The organism is Nesterenkonia lacusekhoensis, assembly GCF_017876395.1.
Lineage (GTDB): Bacteria > Actinomycetota > Actinomycetes > Actinomycetales > Micrococcaceae > Nesterenkonia > Nesterenkonia lacusekhoensis.
In genome coordinates this window covers 2,120,468-2,140,863 of the sequence record NZ_JAGINX010000001.1, presented here as the reverse complement: position 1 = coordinate 2,140,863, position 20,396 = coordinate 2,120,468, and the positions used below count along the sequence as shown (strand labels likewise).

At 67.6% G+C, this 20,396-nt stretch carries 19 protein-coding genes and 1 riboswitch; of the genes, 11 read left to right on the top strand and 8 right to left on the bottom strand.

The genetic code is table 11. The annotated features are described in order from the left end of the window. The first annotated feature begins 149 nt into the window (after positions 1-149). The gene (locus tag JOF45_RS10085) at positions 150-1,079 is read left to right on the top strand and encodes a PDDEXK family nuclease (RefSeq protein ID WP_210049506.1); all 930 of its coding nucleotides are present in this window, start codon (positions 150-152) and stop codon (positions 1,077-1,079) included. Between the two features lie 122 nt (positions 1,080-1,201). Here the strand turns inward: JOF45_RS10085 and JOF45_RS10080 are convergent, their stop codons facing one another. Then, a complete protein-coding gene (locus JOF45_RS10080) occupies positions 1,202-2,581 on the bottom strand; it encodes an MFS transporter (protein ID WP_210049505.1) in 1,380 nt (459 codons plus the stop codon). A gap of 87 nt (positions 2,582-2,668) precedes the next feature. Between JOF45_RS10080 and JOF45_RS10075 the strand changes: the two genes are divergently transcribed. From JOF45_RS10075 to mnhG, 6 genes are read left to right on the top strand one after another with little or no spacing between them, the layout of a single operon-like run. Then, positions 2,669-5,719, top strand: a complete 3,051-nt coding sequence (locus JOF45_RS10075; protein WP_210049503.1) for a Na+/H+ antiporter subunit A — start codon at positions 2,669-2,671, stop codon at positions 5,717-5,719. Then, positions 5,716-6,186, top strand: a complete 471-nt coding sequence (locus JOF45_RS10070; protein WP_210049501.1) for a Na(+)/H(+) antiporter subunit C — start codon at positions 5,716-5,718, stop codon at positions 6,184-6,186. The genes JOF45_RS10075 and JOF45_RS10070 overlap by 4 nt, the downstream gene beginning before the upstream one ends. Then, the gene (locus JOF45_RS10065; RefSeq protein ID WP_210049498.1) at positions 6,149-7,921 is read left to right on the top strand and encodes a Na+/H+ antiporter subunit D; all 1,773 of its coding nucleotides are present in this window, start codon (positions 6,149-6,151) and stop codon (positions 7,919-7,921) included. Before JOF45_RS10070 ends, JOF45_RS10065 begins: the two co-directional genes overlap by 38 nt. Beyond that, a complete protein-coding gene (locus JOF45_RS10060; RefSeq protein ID WP_210049496.1) occupies positions 7,921-8,538 on the top strand; it encodes a Na+/H+ antiporter subunit E in 618 nt (205 codons plus the stop codon). Before JOF45_RS10065 ends, JOF45_RS10060 begins: the two co-directional genes overlap by 1 nt. Beyond that, complete coding sequence (locus JOF45_RS10055; protein WP_210049494.1) at positions 8,531-9,172, top strand: monovalent cation/H+ antiporter complex subunit F; 642 nt, start codon at positions 8,531-8,533, stop codon at positions 9,170-9,172. Before JOF45_RS10060 ends, JOF45_RS10055 begins: the two co-directional genes overlap by 8 nt. Then, positions 9,172-9,558 (top strand): monovalent cation/H(+) antiporter subunit G, encoded by a 387-nt coding sequence (mnhG, locus tag JOF45_RS10050; RefSeq protein ID WP_210049492.1) that lies wholly within the window; start codon positions 9,172-9,174, stop codon positions 9,556-9,558. Before JOF45_RS10055 ends, mnhG begins: the two co-directional genes overlap by 1 nt. 80 nt (positions 9,559-9,638) lie before the next feature. On the opposite strand, the gene JOF45_RS10045 is transcribed toward mnhG, so the two are convergent. From JOF45_RS10045 to JOF45_RS10025, 5 genes are all read right to left on the bottom strand, one after another. Further along, positions 9,639-9,905, bottom strand: coding sequence for a DUF4235 domain-containing protein (locus JOF45_RS10045; protein WP_210049489.1), 267 nt, complete (start codon positions 9,903-9,905; stop codon positions 9,639-9,641). Positions 9,906-9,976: 71 nt separating this feature from the next. Further along, a complete protein-coding gene (locus JOF45_RS10040) occupies positions 9,977-11,311 on the bottom strand; it encodes an LLM class flavin-dependent oxidoreductase (protein ID WP_210049487.1) in 1,335 nt (444 codons plus the stop codon). Then, positions 11,308-12,135 carry a 3-oxoacyl-ACP reductase gene (locus tag JOF45_RS10035; protein WP_210049485.1) on the bottom strand — a complete coding sequence of 276 codons (828 nt, stop codon included), beginning with the start codon at positions 12,133-12,135 and terminating at the stop codon, positions 11,308-11,310. Before JOF45_RS10035 ends, JOF45_RS10040 begins: the two co-directional genes overlap by 4 nt. A gap of 77 nt (positions 12,136-12,212) precedes the next feature. Further along, a riboswitch (TPP riboswitch) is annotated at positions 12,213-12,317 on the bottom strand. Between the two features lie 427 nt (positions 12,318-12,744). Further along, the gene (locus JOF45_RS10030; protein WP_210049483.1) at positions 12,745-13,554 is read right to left on the bottom strand and encodes a carbon-nitrogen hydrolase family protein; all 810 of its coding nucleotides are present in this window, start codon (positions 13,552-13,554) and stop codon (positions 12,745-12,747) included. Positions 13,555-13,615: 61 nt separating this feature from the next. Further along, positions 13,616-14,572 (bottom strand): aminotransferase class IV, encoded by a 957-nt coding sequence (locus JOF45_RS10025; RefSeq protein ID WP_210049481.1) that lies wholly within the window; start codon positions 14,570-14,572, stop codon positions 13,616-13,618. 90 nt (positions 14,573-14,662) lie between these two features. Here JOF45_RS10025 and cls point away from each other — a divergent pair, with 90 nt between their 5' ends. Genes cls through JOF45_RS10010 form a run of 3 tightly spaced genes read left to right on the top strand, consistent with a single transcriptional unit; the run spans position 14,663 to position 17,924 of the window. Further along, the gene (cls, locus tag JOF45_RS10020; protein WP_210049479.1) at positions 14,663-16,174 is read left to right on the top strand and encodes a cardiolipin synthase; all 1,512 of its coding nucleotides are present in this window, start codon (positions 14,663-14,665) and stop codon (positions 16,172-16,174) included. 48 nt (positions 16,175-16,222) lie between these two features. Next, entirely contained in the window at positions 16,223-17,173 is a 951-nt protein-coding gene (locus JOF45_RS10015) for a hypothetical protein (protein WP_210049477.1), read from the top strand. Beyond that, positions 17,157-17,924 carry a hypothetical protein gene (locus tag JOF45_RS10010; protein ID WP_210049475.1) on the top strand — a complete coding sequence of 256 codons (768 nt, stop codon included), beginning with the start codon at positions 17,157-17,159 and terminating at the stop codon, positions 17,922-17,924. The genes JOF45_RS10015 and JOF45_RS10010 overlap by 17 nt, the downstream gene beginning before the upstream one ends. Here JOF45_RS10010 and JOF45_RS10005 read toward each other — a convergent pair whose 3' ends face one another. Both JOF45_RS10005 and JOF45_RS10000 read right to left on the bottom strand, forming a co-directional pair. Then, a complete protein-coding gene (locus JOF45_RS10005) occupies positions 17,925-19,466 on the bottom strand; it encodes an anthranilate synthase component I family protein (RefSeq protein WP_210049473.1) in 1,542 nt (513 codons plus the stop codon). After that, entirely contained in the window at positions 19,448-19,651 is a 204-nt protein-coding gene (locus tag JOF45_RS10000) for a hypothetical protein (protein ID WP_210049471.1), read from the bottom strand. Before JOF45_RS10000 ends, JOF45_RS10005 begins: the two co-directional genes overlap by 19 nt. A 60-nt stretch (positions 19,652-19,711) precedes the next feature. Here JOF45_RS10000 and JOF45_RS09995 point away from each other — a divergent pair, with 60 nt between their 5' ends. Next, positions 19,712-20,356, top strand: a complete 645-nt coding sequence (locus JOF45_RS09995; RefSeq protein WP_210049469.1) for a TetR/AcrR family transcriptional regulator — start codon at positions 19,712-19,714, stop codon at positions 20,354-20,356. Positions 20,357-20,396 lie beyond the last annotated feature (40 nt).

Below are 20,396 nucleotides of genomic sequence, written 5' to 3'. Positions count from 1 at the left end.
GCTTGATCAGATAGGGCCGCCATTTCTCCGGAATCGGCCTGACGTTCCGCGCGTATCTGTTCTAGCCTCGCTCCTCCGACGCCGGGCCCTCGCCCCGGACCTGTGGATAACGTCGGACGGCTTCGCGGGTTTCCCAGCAGGATGAGGGTATGCGCCCTGCGACCCCGCTCCCCACGGCATTGGACGGCCTGCCGCTCACGGCCGCGCTGCTGCGACGCCACGGCGTCCCCACGCGGCGGCTGAGACGGGGTGACATGACGCCGCTGGGGTCCGGCGTCTTCCTCCCACAGCTCGCCGCCGATGCCCTGGATCCTCACGGGCGTCTGCGGATGCGGGCGCTGGGCGTCACCGCGGACCACCCGGGTTCCTGGGTCTCGCACACCACTGTGGCTCAGCTTCTCCGCCTTCCGCTGCCTCGCCGTGCGGAGCAGGACCTGCACATCACCACACCGAGAGACGCTGCGCCGGTGCGCCGTCAGGGAGTCCGCCCTCACAGAGCGACCGCCCACGCCGGTGAGCTCCGCACAGTGGGGCGGCTGCCGGTGAGCAGTGCGGAGCGGATGTTCCTGGAGTGCGCTGCCGTGCTGCGCCACGATGAGCTCATCGCTCTGGGGGATGCCCTGGTCCGCCAGCCACGGTTCCAGTACGAGAAGCGGGGCCGCCCGTACAGCAGTCTCGAGGTGCTTGCCGCCTACCTGCGTGCTCATCGCTACGATCCGAGTCACCGCCGGGCCGCCGACGCGCTGGGCCACATCCGTGTGGGCGCCGACTCTGCCCAGGAGACCCGGATGCGCCTGGCTCTGGTCCGCGCCGGGCTTCCTGAACCTCAGCTGCAGGTCTCGGCTGACCCTCAGGATCCGCGGTCCCCAGAGGCCGACGCCGGCTATTCGGCGCAGAAGGTCGCTCTCCAGTACGACGGCCAGGTCCACTTCGACGCCGAACGCGCCAAACAGGACCGGCGGGTGGACAGGTACTTCCTCAGCCGCGGGTGGACCGTGCTGCGTTACTACGACGACGATGCCCGCGAAGGTTTTCGTCGTACGGTCCGCGAGGTGCGAAGAACATTGGATCTGCGCTGAGAGGACCTGCTGCGCCGAGGCTTGATCAGATAGTGCCGTCATTTCGTCGGAACCGGCCTCAGTTGCGTGCGTATCTGATCAAACATCCCCCTCCGGCAGCGCGGCCGGCCACCCGCCGGCGTTCAGCGCAACCCGTGCTCGACCATCTTCGCGCGGCCGGTGGGATTGTGCACCAGAAGCAGCATCAGCAGGCCGGCGCCCAGGATCACGATCACGCCGATGATGATCGACTTCTGCCCGCCGATCGCCCACAGCAGCAGGCTGATCAGTGCCGGAGTCATGAAGGAGACGCTGCGCCCGGCCGTGGCGTAGAGCCCGAAGAGCTCGCCGGCGCGGTCCGGCGGGGCCAGCCGCGCCAGGAAGGCGCGTGAGGAGGCCTGCGCCGGGCCTACGAACAGGCACAGCGCGAGGCCGAATATCCAGAACGAGGCCGTCGGGGTCAGCGTGATTCCGAAGATCTCACGCTCCACGTCCAGGAAGTACAGGGCGGCGGCGACCACCACCAGGGAGACCACGCAGAACATGATCACCTGGCGCGGGCCGATCCGATCATCGAACCAGCCGCCGGCGAAGGCTCCCAGGGCGGCCACCACGTTGCCGGCGATGCCGAAGATCAGGATGTCCCCGGCGTCGATCCCAAAGACCCCGACGCCGAGGATCGCACCGTAGGTGAACACCGCGGAGAGCCCGTCCCGGTACAGCGCGGAGGATGCCAGGAACCAGAACGTGTTCCGGTCCTGGCGCCAGAGGCCGAGGATCAGTCGGAACAGGCGCTGATAGGACTGCAAGATGCTCAGCTTCGAAGCGTCCTGACCGGCAGCGGCGTCGGCGGTGGGTGGGCGCATCAGCAGCAGCGGAAGCGCCCAGATCAGGAACCAGACGGCGGCGACCACAGCCACCATGCGGATGTTGATCGCCTCATCCTCGCCGAGCCCGAAGGCATGGGGCGGATCTCCGGCCACCAGGGTGAAGTAGACCAGGGCGAGGATCACGATCCCTCCCAGATAGCCGGAGCCCCACCCGATCCCGGAGACCCGCCCCATGCGTGAGGAATCCGCGATGTCGGTGATCATCGCGTTGTAGTTCAGCTCCGCGAACTCGTTGAACAGCGTCATCGACGCCATCAGGGTCACGCCCAGCAGCAGGAACCCGGGCTCCGGCTTCACGAAGAAGCAGGCGGCCACCAGCCCCACCACCAGGAAGGTGTTGATGGTCAGCCACAGACGACGCCGGCCAGCCCGGTCCGCGCGCTGGCCGATCACCGGAGCGGTCACCGCGATGATCGCCCCAGCGATCGCGTTCGCGGTGGTCAGCCACTGGGCGCCCCGGTCATCGGGGCCGAAATGTTCGGCCGCGAGATAGGTGCCGAAGACGAATGTCACCATCACCGCGCTGACCGTGGAGTTTCCCCAGCTCCAGAGGCTCCAGGCGGTGATGACCTTCTTGTTCAGGGGTGTGGGCACTCTGTCCCCTGTGGCGTGGTCTGCATCACCGGTGGTCATGTGCGCATCGTAGCCTCAGGTTGTTAACATAAAGGGAATCCCTGCTCGGGATGTTCTGGTCGTTGCTTTTCATAGAAAGGGTCGCGGATGCTCGTCATGCTCGCTGTACTGTTTGCGGTGAGCATCATGATCCCCTTCATCTATAACCGGCTCGGGCGGAAGACCTTCTTCATCCTGGCCGCCGTCCTGGGCGTATCCTTCCTCTGGGTGCTCAGTCTTGTGCCCACGGTATTGGAAGCTGCTCAGTCGGCCGCCCCGGGCCAGCCCAACGCCCCGCCGGAGGAGACCCTCCCGTGGATCCCGCAGCTGGGTGTGGAGCTGGCCTTCCGCATGGACGCACTCGCGGCGGCGCTCTCTCTGCTGATCACCGGCGTGGGAGCGCTGGTGATGCTCTACTGCGCCCGCTACTTCGGCCGCCGAGATCGCTCCGTGGGGCCCTTCGCCGCGGAGCTCTTCGCCTTCGCCGCCGCCATGCTGGGCCTGGTGCTCAGCGACGACCTGGTGATGCTCTTCATCTTCTGGGAGCTCACCACCATCCTGTCCTTCCTGCTGATCGGCTACTCGGCCCACCGCATCTTCGCCCGCCGCTCGGCCATCCAGGCGCTGATCGTGACCACCTTCGGCGGCCTGGCCATGCTGGTGGGCCTGCTGTGGATGGGCGAGCTCGCCGGCTCTTACCGTCTCTCCGAGATCCTCGCAGCCGCCCCTGAGCTGATGAGTAGCCACGCATCGTCAGTCGACATCGCTGTGCTGCTGATCCTGGTCGGGGCGCTGAGCAAGTCAGCCCTGGTCCCCTTCCACTTCTGGCTCCCCGCCGCTATGGCGGCCCCGACGCCGGTCTCCGCGTATCTGCATGCCGCCGCCATGGTCAAGGCCGGGGTCTACCTGGTGGCCCGGTTCGCGCCCGGCTACTGGGAGACCACCTTCTGGCTGCCGATCGTGCTGGGCTTCGGACTGCTGACCATGCTGGTGGGCGCCTACCGGGCGCTGCGCCAGACCGACATCAAGCTGGTCCTGGCCTATGGCACGGTCTCCCAGCTGGGCTTCCTGGTGATGATCAACGGCCTGGGCACCGAGGACGCCGCCCTGGCCGGCATCGCGATGCTCATGGCCCACGGCCTGTTCAAGGCCGCGCTGTTCATGGTGGTCGGCATCATCGACCACGAGTCCGGGACCCGCGATCTGCGGATCCTCTCCGGACTGGTCCGCACCCAGAGGCCGCTGTTCTGGGTGGCGCTGATCTCCACGGCCTCGATGGCCGGGCTGCCGCCGCTCTTCGGGTTCGTGGCCAAAGAGGTCGTCCTCGAGTCCTTCTACGCCTATGCGGAGGTCTCCGGGGCCGAGGGCTCCATGCTGGGCTGGGCGGTGCTGGCCGGCGTCGTGCTCGCCTCCGCACTGACCGTGGCCTACAGCGCCCGGTTCATCTGGGGCGCCTTCGCCACCAAGACCTATGAGGGTCAGCGTCTAGCCGACACCACCTTCCACGGGCGGGTCAGCGTCACTTTCCTGGCGGCCCCGGCGGTGCTGGCCCTGCTGACTGTGGTCCTCGCGCTCTACCCGGCGGGTCTGCAGGCGCTGATCGAACCCTTCGCCGGGCGCTTTGAGCCCGCCGAACCGGGTACAGACTCCACCTATCTGGCTCTGTGGCACGGGCTGACCCCGGTGCTGGGGCTCTCCGTGCTGACCTGGCTGCTGGGTCTGGGGCTGTTCCTGCTGCGCGTGAGGGTCAGCGCCGTGCAGGCCCGAGTTCCTGCCCTGGTGGACTCCGAGCGCGGCTACCGCAATGCCGTGCGTGCTGTGGACGGGGTCGCCGTCTGGCTGACGGCCCGCACCCAGCGCGGCTCTCTGGGCTACTACCTGTTCATCATCCTGGCCGTGGCCACTGTGGTCCCGCTGTCGGTGGTGCTCTTCACCGAGCACACGGTGCCGGAGTCGGTGATCGCCTATGAGCAGCCGCTGCAGGTGCTGTTGGCCGCGGTGGTCATCGCCGGCGGCCTGGGCGCGGTCTGGGCGCCCAAACGTTTCATGGCGGTGCTGATGGTCAGCCTCTGCGGCTGGGGCATCGCGGGCCTCTTCGCCCTGCAGGGCGCTCCGGACCTGGCTCTGACCCTGCTGCTGGTGGAATCGATCATCCTGGTGGTCTTCGTACTGGCGCTGCGCACGCTGCCGGCCGGCATCTGGACCCAGAACCCCGCGAAGTTCAAGCTCGGCCGTGCCCTGCTGGGGGTGGCCTTCGGTGCCGTGGTGATGGTCGCCGTCGCGATCTCCATGGACTCCCGCACTGCGGACCCGGTGTCCATCGAATATCCGTGGATGAGCTACGAGGTCGGTCACGGCGCCAACATCGTCAACGTCACCCTGGTGGACATCCGCGTCTGGGACACCTTCGGCGAGATCACCGTGCTGGCCGCCGCGGCCACCGGTGTGGCCAGCCTGATCTTCGTCAAGCGGCGCGACGTCCAGCGCCGCGAGCTGCATGAGGTCCCCACCGGCTCAGTGGGCCGGATCATGACAGACGGCGCCCTGACCCCACGTCAGGCCCGGGAGGTCCAGGTGGCGCGGTCCTTCGCCACAGTGGCCCGGGAGGCCTGGCTGGTGGCTGGACGGACCCTGGCGCCCGAACACCGCTCCATCATCTTCGAAGTGGTCACCCGGCTGATGTTCCACGCGATCATCATGCTCTCGGTCTACCTGCTGCTGGCTGGGCACAACAGTCCCGGCGGCGGCTTCGCCGGAGGCCTGCTGGCCGGGTTGGCCCTCGTGCTGCGCTACCTGGCCGGCGGGCGCTACGAGTTGGAGGCCGCCGTACGGTTCTCCGCCGGGGCGCTCATGGGCTGGGGCCTGGCCGTGGCCTGCTTCACCGGTGTCCTGCCGCTCTTCGCCGGCGGGCAGGCCTTCCAGAGCTTCATCATCGATCTGGACCTGCCCGTGCTGGGCGAGCACCACTTCGTCTCCTCTGTGCTCTTCGACGTCGGCGTCTACCTGGTGGTGATCGGACTGATCCTCGACATCCTGCGCAGCCTCGGCTCTGAGATCGATGTGCGCAGCGAAGAGGAGAACCGACGCCGCAGCATCAGCGTCAGCCGCACCCAGGGCCACGACGTCCACTCGCAGACCACGCTGGGGGTGGCACGATGACCATCAACCTGACCCTGCTGATCGTGATGGGCGTGATGCTCGCCGTCGGGATCTATCTGCTGCTGGAACGTTCGCTGACCCGTGTGCTGCTGGGCATCATCCTGATCTCCAACGGGGTGAACCTGCTGCTTCTCCAGACCGCGGGACGCGCCGGACTGGCGCCGCTGGTGACCGAGGGCGCCGAGGCGGAGGAGTACTTCGATCCGCTGCCCCAGGCGCTGCTGCTGACTGCGATCGTGATCGCCTTCGCCCTGGTCAGCTTTGTGCTCGCGCTGATCTACCGCTCCTGGGTGCTCGCGCGCCAGGACGAGGTCACCGATGACGAGGAAGACCGCCGCGTGGCCGCCCAGCCTGACTATGACCCGGAGGAGGACGCCGAGGTCGAGACTGAGACTTCTGAGTTCATCGAAGAGGAGCAGCTGACGCTCAATGAAGGAGGGGAGGACCGTGGAGACGAATCTCGTTGAGTTCGTGCCGCTGGCGGTGCTGCTTCCCTTCTTCGGAGCGGGCTTCGCCTTCGCCTTCTACCGGAACCAGCCGGTGCAGAAGGCTATCACCGTGGGAACCCTGATCATCACAGTGCTCCTGGAGATCTCCCTGCTGACCGAGATCTGGCACACCGGGGCCCACGCGGTGCACCTGGCCGGATGGCCGGCACCCTTCGGCATCTCCATGGTGATCGACCGGTTCGCCGCGCTGATGCTGGTGGTCTCTTCCCTGATCACCCTGGCGGTGCTGCTCTACGCCGTCGGCCAGGGTGCGGCGGAGGAGAAGAACGACTCCGGCCCGGTCTCCATCTTCTATCCCACGTACCTGATCCTGGTGGCCGGCGTCTCCAACGCCTTCCTGGCCGGGGATCTGTTCAACATGTACGTCGGCTTCGAGATCTTCCTGACGGCCTCCTACGTGCTGCTGACCCTGGGCGGAGGGGAGCAGCGGATCCGCGCGGGCGTGACCTACGTGGTGGTCTCGATCATCTCCTCGATGCTCTTCCTGATCACCATCGGGCTGATCTATGCGGCCACCGGCACCGTCAACCTGGCGGACCTGGCGCTGAAGCTGGGAGAGCTCGACGACGGCACCCAGCTGATGCTCCATGTGATGCTGCTGGTGGCCTTCGGGATCAAGGCCGCCGTCTTCCCGCTGGCCTTCTGGCTGCCCGACTCCTACCCGACGGCGCCGGCCCCGGTCACCGCGGTCTTCGCGGGCCTGCTCACCAAGGTGGGCATCTACGCGATGATCCGCACCGAGACCCTGCTCTTCCCGGGGGAGCGGATCAACACTGCGCTGATGATCATCGCGGCGCTGACCATGATCGTCGGAATCCTGGGCGCCCTGGCCCAGACCGACATCAAACGTATGCTCTCCTTCACCCTGATCAGCCACATCGGCTATCTGGTCTTCGGCCTGGCGCTGAGCTCGATCGTGGGCATGTCCGCGACCATCTATTACGTCGCCCATCACATCACCATCCAGACCACCCTGTTCCTGGTGACCGGGCTGATCGAGCGCCGTGCCGGTAGCTCCAACGTGGACCGGCTGGGCGGGCTGGCGAAGATCTCCCCGGTGCTGGCGATCCTGTTCTTCATTCCGGCGATGAACCTGGCAGGGATCCCGCCCTTCTCCGGGTTCGTGGGCAAGCTGGGCATGATGCAGGGCGGCATCGCGGAGAACACCTGGATCACCTGGACCCTGGTCATCGCCTCTGTGGTGACCTCGCTGCTGACGCTGATGGCCGTGGCGCGGATCTGGGCGCGCGGCTTCTGGCGCAAGGGCGAGGACGCCGAAGACCCGGATAAGCTGCTGCTGTCCAAGACGCTGGCCCATGCTCGGGCCGCCAATAAGCGCCTGCTGCCGATGAACATGGTGGCCCCCACGGCTGCCCTGGTGGCGATGTCTCTGGCCTTCACCGTCTTCGCCGGCCCTCTGATGCAGTTCTCCCGGGCAGCCGCCTATGACATGTACGAGCGTGCCCCCTACCTGGACGCGGTCCTGGGTGAGGAGCGCGTGGACGGGGTCCGTGATGAGCTCACCGAGTTCACCGAGGGCCTGCTGGTGGATGTGGACACCGGCGACGCCGGCGTCGAGGATCACGCTCCGGTGCAGACCGGGCTGGAACCGGAGGACTCGGAGAACCTCGAGGACACCCGGCATTCGACCTCCGGCGATGAGGACGAGCCGGTGGAAGGAGGCGGTGACTGATGAAGCGACCCAAGACGCCGCTGAAGATCGAGCTGCCGCTGATCGCTTTCCTGGGCTTCCTCTGGATGGCGCTGTGGCAGCAGTTCGACCTCGGCACCCTGATCATCGGACTGGTCTACGGGACCGTCATCGTCCGGGTCTTCTACCTGCCGCCGCTGCGTGGCACGGGACGGATCAACCTGCTGTGGGGCCTGATCTTCACCGTCCGGTTCCTGGGCAAGATGGTGCTGGCCTCCTTCCAGGTCTCTTGGATCGCGGTGCGCCGAGGCCCCACCGTGCACAACCGGATCATCTCGGTGCAGCTGCGCTCTCACGACGACCTCCTGGTGACTCTGGTGGGCCACTCTCTGGCCCTGGTGCCTGGCTCGCTGGTCCTGGACGTGGACCGTACGACGGCGACGCTGTACCTGCACTGCCTGGGGGTCACCGACGACCATGGGGCGGAGAACATCCGCCAGGACGCCCTGCGCACGGAGGCGCTGCTGATCCGCACCTGCGGCAACCGCTCGGACCTCGCCGTGGTGCGGGCCGAGCGCCGTCTGGGGCGGATCAGCGGACTGTCCAAGACCGAGCGCGATGCTGCGGTCCGGGTAGGAGAGGGGGCCGCCGATGCTTGAGATCGCGGTCGGGATCACCCAGGTCCTGTTGGCCATCGGTGCGCTCTGCGCGGTGTACCGGGTGTACCGGGGGCCTTCTGTGCTGGACCGTGTGATCAGTGTGGACGTCATCCTGATCATCGTCGCCTCGGTGATGCTGGTGGAGATGGTGCGCAGTGACCACCAGGACTTCATCCTGTTTGTGCTGGTCACCTCGGTGATCGGATTCCTGGGCGCTGTGGCGATCGCTCGATACGTGGTGGCGCGCAAGCCGGCCGATGCTGAGCGCGCCGCGGAGCGGGACGCTCAGGCGGCCGGAATGGAGGAGCCTGAGCCGGAGACGCCGCAGAACGTGGCCGCTTCACCGGTGATCACGGCAGCCCAGGAGTCTGAGGATGAGGCGACGTCCTGGTTTACGGCCCTGGCGAAGTCCGGCTTCGCACCCCAGCGTGGGAAGGACCCCGCGCGCGGCGGGGATGCTGGCGGGGCCTCTGGTGGGGACGCCGCGAACCCCGCAGAGAACGCAGCAGGGAACTCAGCAGGGAACTCAGAGAACCCCGGCGAGGGTGCTGCCGGTGAGGATGCTGGCGAGAGCGCCGGCGGTGAGGATTGCTCAGGCGAGGGATCTGCTGAACAGCCGAAGGGAGAGCGCTGATGGAACTGGATGCTGTGCTCGACGGCGTCGCCGCGGTGTTCCTGGTGGTCGGTGGGCTGATGTCCCTGGCCGCCGGCATCGGGCTGGTGCGCTTCCCGGACCTGCACTCGCGGATGCACGCGGCCACGAAGCCTCAGGTGTTGGGGCTGTTGATGCTGCTGCTGGCTGCGGCGATCACCTGGCGCAGCTGGTCCTGGGTGGCGATCACCCTGCTGGCCTGGGGGCTCATGCTGCTCACGGCGCCGGTCAGCGCACATGTGGTGGGCCGGGCTGGGTACCGGACCAAACACATGCGCGCCGACCTGCTGACCGAGGACGAGCTCGCCGCCGCCGTGGACCGGGTCGGTCGCGAACCAGGTCCACGGCGCGAGGTCGACGACCGCTGAAGCGACCCTGTGGGGTCTCAGCTCGGACCGTGAGTCGGGCCCTGGAAGAGCCGGTCCCGAGTCGGCCTCTCAGCTGAGGATCAGACCTCGGCCTTATCGCCCTTGATCTTCCTCACTGCGGACTTGGCGCCGCGCTGGGAGAGCACCTGCACGCCTGCGGAGATCGCGGCTGAGGTGACGGAGAAGACCAGTGCCTTCTGCAGCGAGATGTTCTCGTCGTCGTCGCCGTGCGGGGTGTCCTCGTCTCCGGTGACCTGCTTCCAGACGGTCTCGAAGACCTTGGTGGCCACGAAGCCTCCGCCGAACGCGATGCCTGTGGTCAGCAGCTTGTCCATGATCTTGTCCATCGTGATACCTCCATGCTCTGATCAGCGCCGTTCCTTCCACGCCCAGCCTAGCGGAGCGCCCCGCACGAACGTCAGCTCAGGTGCTCCCGCAGGGTGGTCCCCTCGTAGTCCTCCCGGAAGCGGCCGCGGCGCTGCAGCTCGGGGATCACCTGCTCCACGAAGTCCTCCACCCCATAGGGCAGCGAGGGCGGCATCAGGTTGAACCCGTCGGCGCCGCCCTCATCCAGCCAGCGCTCGATCTCATCGGCGATCGACTCCGGCGTGCCCACCATGGTGCAGTGGCCCCCGCCGGCGGCCAGTCGGCCCAGCAGCTGCCGAACTGTGGGCCGTTCGGTCTCCACGATCCGCAGGATGGTGGCGTAGCGCCCCTTGGGCCCGCTGAACTCCTCCAGCGGCGGCAGCTCCGGCACCGGGGCGTCCAGCTCCCATGCGGAGGCGTCCTGGCCCACGAACACACTGAGCTGACGCAGCGAGCTGTCCACCGGCAGCAGCTCGTCCAGGGCGCGCTGCTTGGCCCGGGCCTCCTCCATCGTGGAGCCCACATAGGTGACCAGCCCGGGCATGATCGCCACGGAGTCCGGATTCCGCCCGAGCTCCGCGATCCGGCGCCGCACATCGCCCCGGTACTGTTGCCCGGCGGCCAGGTCATAGGCCACTGCATAGATGCCCTCCGCGCGGCGCGCTGCCAGGTCCCGTCCCTGCTCCGAGGCTCCGGCCTGGAACAGCACGGGGCGGCCCTGGGGCGGGCTGGGCACGTTGAGCGGCCCGCGCACGCTGAAGTGCTCGCCGTCGTGGTTCAGCTCGCTCAGCTGCGAGCCGTCCACATAGCGTCCGGGGGCACCGGCGTCGTCGGCGCGGTGCTCCCGCTCGATGAGGATCGACGACGCCGGCCAGGACTGCCAGAGCCCCAGCACCACATCGACGAACTCCTCCGCCCGGGCATAGCGCACGGCGTGCTCGGGCATCTGCGCCATGCCATGGTTCTGCGCCTCGGCGTCGAACATGGAGGTGACCACGTTCCAGCCGATCCGTCCGCCGGAGATGTGGTCCAGGCTGGCCAGCATGCGTGCGGCGTGGAAGGGCGTGAAGAAGGTCGCCGAGACCGTGCTGACCAGTCCGATCCGTTCGGTGGCCCCGGCCAAGGAGGACAGCAGGGTCAGCGGCTCCAGGTGCCAGAGCGGACCATCCTCCACCGCCGTGATGGAGGTGGAATGCCCGTCCGCGAAGAAGACGGCGTCGAGCTTCCCGCGCTCGGCGATCTGGGCCAGCTCCTGGTAGTACTCGACCGACCTGAGCCGTTCGGCGTGGGAGTCGGCGGCTCGCCAAGCGGCCGAGTGATGTCCGACCCCGTGGATGAACAGGTTGAAGTGGGCCTGCCGTCGGCCCGCAGCGGCGCTCGTGCTCATCCCTTGACCAGGCCGCCGTCGACGATCAGGTTCTGCCCGGTGACTCCGCGCGCCCACGGCGAGGCGAAGAACAGCACGGCATCGGCCAGCTGCTCGGGCGTGGTGACGCTGCGCAGCGGTGTGCCCGCGGCGATGCCCTCGAAGACCTCCTCCGGTGTGGCCGCGGAGGCGTCGGTGGTCTGTAGCAGGCCGCCGGAGACCATGTTGACGGTGATCCCGGAAGGTCCCAGGTCATCGGCGAAGGTCCTGGTCAGTGAGAGCAGGGCGGCCTTCGCCGCGGTGTAGTCGTGGTAAGGCACCACCGGGTGCTGGAACAGGTTGGTGCCGATGCTGATCACCCGCCCGATGCCGGCGTCGACCATCGACGGCAGGGCCGCCTGGATGACGTTCAGCGCTCCCTTCACCGAGCCTTCGAACTGCCCGGAGAGCTCCTCGTAGGTGATCTCCTCGGCGTGGGAGCGGGCGTCGCCGTTGAAGACGAAGTCCACCAGGGCGTTGTTCACCACGGTGGTGATCGGGGCGCCGAAGTGCTCGGCGGCGGTGCTGATCAGGGACTCCACGGCGCTGCGGTCGCGGACGTCAGCGGGGAGGGCCAGGGCACGGCCGGCGTGTTCGTCGGCCAGTGCCTGAGCGGCCTCGGCGGAGGAGCGGTAGTTGATCACCACGCGGGCTCCCTGGGCGAGGAATGCCCGGCAGATGGCGGCGCCGAGCCCGCGCGCCCCTCCGGTGACCAGGACGATCTGCTCGGACAGGGCCGGTGCGGACCCGGGGGAGGGGATGCCGGCTGCGGGGCCGGCGTCGGGAGTGGGTGTTGAAGCGGTCATGCGCTCATGCCTCTCTGTTCAGAGGCGAAGGCAGCCCGTGCGGCGATGCGCTGATCCGCGGGCAGAAGCCTCGCGGGTGCGGCTGGGCCGGACATTCCCTTCGCCAGTGCTAACTGGATCAGGTTCGACGGGTGTCATCTCAGCCCCGGTCCTCGCCGGACGGGGCACCCCGTGTCACAGCCCTATCCCACCATGAGTGGCGCAGAACTCTCAATCGCTGGGGCCGTCCACGTCCCGTCGATCGGCATCTTTGAGCCGGGTCCGCGCCGCTCTGCCGACCCATCTGTGCCAATGGATGAGGGGAGAGGCGCCGTCAACCTGGCCTGCGTACGTGGTGTGATCAGATACGCGCGGAACTGAAGCCGATTCGGCAGGAATTACGCGCGTATCTGATCACACCCCCGGGCACCGAGACGATGAGGGGTGAGGGGCTCAAACTGTCGCTAGCGGCTTCCTCAGCGACAGTTATCTTCATAGGTGTCGCTAACGGGCCAGCCCTCGCTCCGTGCTAAGGCCCGGCCATCGGCACAGATGAGTGGGGTCGGAGCCGTTCTGACGACTCAGACGTGCCAATGGACGCAGGATTGAGCAGAGTCTGCCCAAGGGCCCTCAGAGATCGCGGGCGTTGGCCAGCACCGGGATGAGCCGCTGGGTGTGCTCCACCGTCTCGAGGTCCACGTCCACGGTCAGCAGCTGCGGCGCCTCGCCGGCCTGGGCCAGGACCCTGCCGGTGGGTGAGACCATCAGAGAGTGCCCGACGCCGGTGGGCGCCTGCTCCGGAGCTTCCACTCCGGCGGCGCTGGGCAGACCCTGCCCGCAGGCCACGATGTACTGTGTGGAGTCCAGCGCCCGGGCCCGGGCCAGCAGCTCCCACTGTTCCACTTTGCCCGGTCCGGCGCCCCACGAGGCGGGAACCAGCGTGGCGGCGGTGCCGGCGCGGGCGTGGGCGGTGAAGAGGTCGGGAAAGCGGATGTCGTAGCAGGTGGCCAGCCCCAGCGTGACTCCGTCCACCTCGAACCGGACCAGTTCGTCTCCGGGCTGGACCGTCTTGGACTCCTTGAAGCCGAAGGCGTCGTAGAGGTGGACCTTGTCGTAGGAGGCGTGCACTCCGTGCCCGACGGCGATGAGCGTGTTGGTCACCCGGTCGCGCCCTTCGGCGCTGGGGGTCCCAGGGGTGAACATGCCTGCGACCACGATGACGCCGTTGATCTCGGCGATCTCCTTGACCGCGGAGGCCCAGGGGCCGTGGATCGGCTCGGCGATGGGGGTCAGCGGATGTCCGAACGCTCGCTGGGTGGCCTCGGGGAAGACCACCACCCGCGCGCCCTGACGGGCTGCGAGCTCGGTCCACTTCTCGACCTGGCGGAGGTTCTCCCGGACGTCCGGGCCTGTGACGATCTGTGCGGCGGCGATACGCATACGCTCAGCGTACTCCCGCTGACCTGGGGCTGAGGAGGGCCTGCCGTCCTCCGATCCTCGCTCAGTTCAGCGGGTGGTTGACCGGCAGGTCCTGCTTCAGGAATGCGGTCAGCTGTTCGGTGAGCTCCTGGTCGACCTCGAGCTCGCGGTCTTCGATCCGTGCCACGGGTGTCGCATAGCGCAGCGAGGAGCACAGCCACACGTGGTCGGCGTCGTAGAGGTCCTCCGGAGTGAGCGGGCCGTAGCCCAGCTGCCAGCCGGCCTCGGCCGCGGCGGCGAAGATAGCCCCCTGGGTGGTTCCGGGCAGGATGCCGGTTTCCAGCTCCGGAGTGGTCAGCCGCGGCGGCTCGCCCTCGGTGCCGCGGTGCACCAGCAGGACGGTGGAGGTGGGGCCCTCTAGGACCTTGCCGTCGGAGGAGGTGAAGACGACGTCGTCGAACCCGGTCGCCTTGGCGTGGCGCAGTGCGGCCATGTTCACCGCGTAGCTCAGCGTCTTCGCGCCCAGCAGCAGCCAGGGGGCGCGTTCGGCGGCACGAGCGTCGTAGCCGCGGTCCAGCAGGGTCACAGCGATGGGCCTGCCCCGGCCGGCACGCATCTCCGGCGAGATGGGGGTCAGCAGGGTCCAGTAGGTGCCGGCGAAGGCCGGGTCGTCAGAGGCCGGCTCGCCGTCCACACCGCGGGTGGCCACCAGCCGGATGGAGAGCTCCTCAGGCAGCACGCCGCGGGTGCGGTACTCTTCGATGCCCAGCTCCACTGCGGCCCGCCAGGACTCCGCCGGCGGGATCCCGATGCCGGTCAGTTCGGCGGAGCGGGCCAGCCGGTCCACGTGTGCCTGGAACTTCCGGACCTCGCCCTCCACAGCGTTCATCGTCTCGAAGATCCCGTCACCACGGACGGCCCCGAGGTCGTCCACGCGCAGCTGGGGCTGGTGGGGATCGAAGATCATGCCCTGCGGATGCTCGACGTCGATCCGCACGGCGACAGCGGCGACGGAGTCCTCACGGAAATGCTCGGCCATATCACCAGCTTAGGCCATGCCGGGCCTGAGGCGGCTCTGTGTCCGCGCGAGCACGTAAGATGAGCAGGGCCAAAACAGGAGGTGTGCGTTGTGCTGTGGCCATTGAGCGGACTGGGGCTGGAGTCTCTGCCCCAGTGGATCATCCTGCTCATCCTGGTCTTCGAGGTGGGCGTGCGCGTGCTGGTCATCGGTGTGATCCCGGAGAACCGGCGTCCCAACACGGCCATGGCCTGGCTGCTGGCGATCTTCTTCATCCCGGTGGTGGCCCTGCCGCTGTTCTTCATGCTGGGCAGCCATAAGCTCTCGCGGCGCCGCCAGGAGCGGCAGCGTCGGATCAACGAGTCTCTGCTGGAGGCCACCCGTCATCTGGACCTGGCGGATCAGCTGCGCGGTCATGACGAGCAGCTCGGGGACACCGCCGCCCTGAATCGCAACCTGGGTGCCTTCCCCATCCAGGAGGGAAACCAGATCCGCCTGATGACCGAATATCGGGAGCCCTTCGACTGGCTGGTGGAGGAGATCGACGCCGCTGAAGAGTACGTCCATATGCTCTTCTACATCATCGGCAACGACGACGACTACGTGGGTCCGGTGCTGGACGCGTTGGAGCGTGCCGCGGCCCGCGGGGTCAAGGTCCGTCTGCTCTATGACCACCTGGGGACCTTCCGCGTCCGCGGCTATCAGAGGCTCCGGCGGCGGCTGAGCCGGGCCACCCGGGAGCTGGGGGATGGCTTCGAGTGGTATCGCGTGCTGCCCATCCGTCCGTTCAGACGCCGGTTCTCCCGGCTCGATCTGCGCAATCACCGCAAGATCGTGGTGATCGACGGCAAGAGTGCGCTGACCGGCTCCACCAATCTGATCGAGCCGCACTACCAGCGCCGCCGAGCCCGGCGGATCGGCCGGCGCTGGGTGGAGCTGAACCTGGTGGTCACCGGCCCCACGGTCACCGGTCTGGACATCGTCTTCGCCTCCGACTGGTCCGCCGAGACCGGTGAGGATCTGGGTGAGAAGCTGCTGGTGGACATCGAGGCGGATGAGGCCTCGGCAGGCGGCTCACTGGTCCAAGTGGTCCCCTCAGGGCCCGGCTTCCCGGATGAGAACAACCTGCGCCTGTTCAATGACCTGATCTACCAGGCCACGGAGCGGATCATCATCTGCACCCCCTACCTGGTGCCGGACGACTCGCTGCTCTATGCGGTGACCACTGCCGCCCGCCGTGGAGTGGAGGTCCAGGTGATGGTCTCGGAGAAGGCCGATCAGTTCACCGTCCAGCACGCGCAGCAGTCCTACTATGAGGCGCTGCTGGAATCCGGCGTGCGGCTCTTCCGGTACCCGGCCCCGGAGGTCATGCACGCGAAGTTCATGGTGGTCGACGACGACGTCGTGGTCCTGGGGTCCTCCAACATGGATATGCGTTCGTTCTCATTGAACCTCGAGGTCACACTGATGATCGTCGACGAGGACAAGGTTCGGGAGGTCATGGAGATCTTCACCCGTCGAATGCAGGGCGCGGGGGAGCTCGACCTTGAGACATGGAGGCGCCGCCCGTGGGGGGTGCGATATCTGGACAACGTCTTCCGTCTGACCTCGGCGCTGCAGTAGCGGGCACCGTAGAATGAGGGGGTCGGCGTCGCATATTGAGGGGGAACGATGGAGACAGGACTCAGGCCTCTGGCCGTGAGCGCGCTGGCGGCGCTGGTCCTGACCGGATGCGTGGGGCTGGAGCCCGGTTCTGACGTGGAGCCTGGCACTGATCCGGAGGATCAGCAGAGCGGCCCCTCCGAGACCGGCGCAGGAGAAGGCGGCGGAGACTCTGGCCCGGACCAGTCGGAGACCGACCCCGCTGAATTGACCTATGAGGAGCTCGACGCCGACCAGATCGAGTATCTGCTCCTTGATGAGGACGACTGGCCCTACGCCCTCGACTCCTTCGAGCAGGAGGAGGGCGATCCCTTCCTCAGCGAGTACTACGCCGAATGGGCCGAGTATTGGATCCCGCTGGACGGCATCGACTACACCTCTGAGGCGCAGGACTGCTTCGACGGCATCGCCGCGCTGGAGGAGATCGAGTCCGACGGCGGCGAGAACGTCTTCGTCGGAGGGCTGCGGGACAACCCGAACGTCTCCTATGGCGAGGACGTGATCATGACGGGCGCCTCCTCCTTCGGCGAGGAGCAGGACACCGCGGCCGTCTGGGAAGAGGTCCACAGGGCCTGCGACGGCGTCGAGATCGAAGAGGATGGAGACGTCGTCTCGCTCAGTGCGATCGAGCAGGGCAGTTGGAACGGCGTGCACATGGCGGTGCAGGCCGGCAGCTTCTTCGAGCAGGATCTCTACTTCGACGACATCTTCCTGGCCACTCTGGACCGTGGGGAGAACATCGTCTACGCCGTGGGCATGGACGTCCCCTCGGGCACGTTCACCGATGTGCTCCGCGCGCAGGAGCGCAGATTGGACGAGGGGCTGCCGGAGGACCTCGACGACGGCCGCGAGGACGATGACGGTGCCGATGATGGCGCCGACGAAGACGAAGCCGATCAGGACCGAGACGACCAGGACCGAAACGACCAGGACGAGGACGACGATGAGGATGAAGCCTGAGTTCCGCGCTTCTGCGGCGCTTCTGACTCTCTCAGCACTGGTCCTCACCGCCTGTTCCGGCTCTGATGCAGCCGATGAGGCCCCTGCAGCTCCCTTCGCGGCGGTGTCCACGGATGGTTCGGAGGAGCCTGAGGAGGCCCAGGCGGCGGCCGGAGACCAGCCCGTGGTCGCAGCTGAGAGTGATCGTGCCGCGCTGAGCGAGGAACAGATCCTCAAAGCTCTGCTGGATGAGGGGGACATGCCCTTTGAGGTCCTGCAGTTCGCCGAGACCACGGGAACGCAGTACTTCCGTGACCGCATGGGGGTGAACCAGGGCGTCTACGTGGACGGGTTCGGCGAATCGGAGTGTGCCGCCGCCATGGACGCGGTCAATGTGGACCTCATCGGTGAGGATCCGGAATCAGGCGTGATCCGTGAGGTCGGTTATGAAGAGGGCAGCATGGCGCTGTGGATGCTCAGCTACGACCGTCCGGCCGAGTCCGCGAGCGTCTGGGAGCAGCTCCTCGAGTCCTGCGGAGGCTCTGTGCTGGAGAACGAGTCGGAGGTGGCGGAGTTCGGCGGGTTCTCCCACGGCGCCTTCGGCGGAATGACGATGCAGATGCATTTGGCGGACGGGTCCGTGGTCGAAGGCTGGTTCGCCACCAGGGACTTCGGGAACAACCTGGTCATGATCAGTGCGCTGAACCTGGATCAGCCCGTCTTCGAAGAACTGGTGGAGGCACAGGACGAGAAGCTCGACGCTCTGGAGTGATCAGCGCTGTGGGAACTCTGCGCCCAACGCTCCCAGTACGCCCGCCGACTTGGTGCGGACCTCTTCCCATTCGGCCTCAGGGTCGGAATCTGCGGTGATGGCGCCTCCCAGGCCGAGGTGCAGGTGCCGGCGGTCGCCGTCATCGGTGAGCACCGCGGTGCGGATGAGCACCGAGAGGTCGGCGGCGCCGCTGCGGCTGAAGTAGCCGGCCACTCCCGAGTAGGCGCCCCGCGGGCCGGTCTCCAGCTCTTCGAGGATGTTCATCGTGGAGATCTTCGGCGCCCCGGTCATGGATCCCGGCGGGAACGCTGCGGCGATGACATCTGCCGGGTGGGCCTGCCGGTCCAGCTGAGCGCTCACCGTGGAGACCATCTGGTGGACGCTCGGGTAGCTCTCCACTGCGCAGAGCCGTTCGGTGCGCAGCGTGCCGGTCTCGGCGTGGATGGAGAGATCGTTGCGCACCAGATCGGTGATCATCACGTTCTCCGCGCGGTCCTTGGGGTGGGTGCGCAGATCCTGAGCCAGCGCCTGGTCCTCCTCCTCGGTGCCGCCTCGCGGCCGGGTTCCCTTGATCGGCTCCGAACGGACGGTGCTGCCGGGGCCCTCGGGTGTGACGCTGAGATAGCGCTCGGGTGAGGTGGACAGGATCTCCGTGCCGGAGCCCTCGCCCGAGGGCAGACGCAGATACTGGGTGAAGGGCGCCCGATTGCGCTCCCGCATCCGGGCGAAGAGCTCGACGCCGGCCGCAGCCCCGTGGACTTCGGCGCTCACGGCTGTGGTCAGACAGATCTCATAGGTGGTGCCGCTGCGGATCTCCTCCTGAGCGGTGCGGATCGCGGCCATGTACTCCTCCTGGGAGTCCCGCACCCGCAGATTCCGCAGCTCCGCCGGCGGGGCTGCAGGCTGTTCGCTCCGGTCCGACTCCAGCTCCGCGAGGGCCGCGGCCACCTCCTGATCCCACGCGGGATCCGGCTGGAGGGACTGGATCTCCAGCTCTTCGCGGTGGTGGTCGATCACCACTGCGTGAGTGGCGCGGAAGAGGTGGGCCTCGGCCTCAGGCAGGCCGCCGGCGGGAGTCCGCCGAGCGGCGGCAGCACCGTCGGGGGAGCCCAGCTCGCGTTTGAGCTCATAGCCCAGCCAGCCGACCCAGCCCAGTTGGAACGGAGCCGCCGAGGCCGTGGCGCCCTCGGCGTCGGGAGTGATCTCCCAGTTCTCCCGCAGCCAGTCGAAGAAGGGCTGCTCGAGGCTCTGTTCCATCCCGGCATGAGCACCAGGTGCCTCACCGCTGCGGACGCGGCTCGCTGCTCGGACCGTGGTCAGGCCGCGGGAATGCAGCACCTCGCGGCGCTCGGGACCTGAGGAGAAGGCCAGGATGCTGTAGCGGCTGCGTGCGGGAGCGGGGGAGCTGTGGTGGTCGCTGCTGTCCAGCAGGGCGGCCGGGTCCTCGGGGCGCTGCGCGCTCAGCCGAGCGAAGAGAGCCGCGGCGCGATCGGCGCTGCGCGGATGGAGGCCCGCCGGCACCTTCATGAGAGCCCGCGCCATCCGTCGACGGCCATCCACGCGCCCACACCGAGCTGCAGGGCGGAGACCAGCGTCCAGCCGTGATCGATGAACAGGAAGAAGACCCCCGAGCCGGCGACGACCAGGCCGCCGATGAGCAGCAGCCAGTTTCCCTTCGGGGTGGAGGCGGAGCCGGGGCGGCGGCTTCCCTGCGAGCTGTTGGGCATGGATCAAGTCTACGAGCAGGCCGGGTCCGGCCGAGGTTGGCTCACGATACGATGATCTGCGTGACTGAGACCCCCTCCGCTCCCGCCAAGAGCACTGCCGCGCGCCGTGGGCGCCCGCGCAGCGAAGCATCCCATCAGGCGGTCATGGAGGCCACGGCGCGGCTGCTCGACGTGGAAGAGCTGCCCTATGAGGAGCTGACCGTGGAGCGGATCGCCGCAGAGGCCGGCGTCGGGAAGCAGACCATCTACCGCTGGTGGGAGAACAAGGCGGCGGTGGTGCTGGAGGCTCTGGTGACCGGGTACCTGCGGCTGGACTTCCACCAGGTGCCGGACACCGGAGATCTGCGCGCCGATCTGGACAGCTGGGTCGAGCAGAGCGTGAAGGGCATGCGCAAGCAGGATGAGGATGAGGGGATGGTCATCCTGTGCAGTCTGATGGCCGCGATCGTCAGCGGCGGCGAGGCCATCCAAGAACTTCTGCAGAACACCGATGTGTGGTCCGGGATGCATCTGGCGGAACGGCTGCGCTCGGCCCATGCGGCGGGGGAGCTGCGCCCGGATGTGGATCCGAGCATGGTTGCCTCTGCGGTGATGGGCACGGTGGTGATGCAGATGCTGACCACTGGAACACCCGATGGGGAGTGGCTGAAGAAGCTGCTCCATGTGCTGCTCGACGGTGCGCTGGATGCGCGCCGTCCCGCGTGAGCTGTGACTTCGCTCACTTTCGAGTCGTCGCGTCTCGGAA